Annotated in this window: 1 protein-coding gene; it reads left to right on the top strand. The window is 48.3% G+C overall.

Annotation, left to right across the window (positions count from 1 at the left end):
- On the top strand, window positions 1-474 hold a 474-nt coding region (gene dctP / locus UF06_RS18940), incomplete at both ends, for a TRAP transporter substrate-binding protein DctP (protein ID WP_045571819.1).

The following is a 474-nucleotide window of genomic DNA, read 5'->3' on the forward strand; positions in this document are numbered from 1 at the left end:
GTGCTGCAATGACCTTCGGCGCCACCGCTTCTGCTTATGCTGCGACCACTTTGAAGCTGAGTCACAACCACCCTCGTGACCATGCGGTACATAAAGCAATGGACTTTATGGCAAAAGAAGTTCGTGAAATGACAGATGGTGAAGTTCGTATCCGTATTTACCCTGATGCACAGCTAGGTACACAGCGTGAATCGATGGAGCTAATGCAAAACGGCGCTCTAGATATGGTGAAGAGCAACGCGGCAGAATTGGAAGCTTTCTCCCCAGCTTACGCAGCATTCAACATGCCTTACTTGTTCCGCGATAAAGACCATTACTACAAAGTGACAGACGGTGAAGTAGGTCGTGAAATCCTGAATTCTTCAGCGGACAGCGGCTTTATTGGTGTGACTTACTACGATGCGGGTGCGCGTAGCTTCTACACCAATAAACCAATCAATACGCCGGAAGATCTAAAAGGTCTGAAAGTGCGCT

The sequence above is a fragment of the Vibrio sp. S234-5 genome (assembly GCF_000960595.1).
Classification (GTDB): Bacteria; Pseudomonadota; Gammaproteobacteria; order Enterobacterales; family Vibrionaceae; genus Vibrio.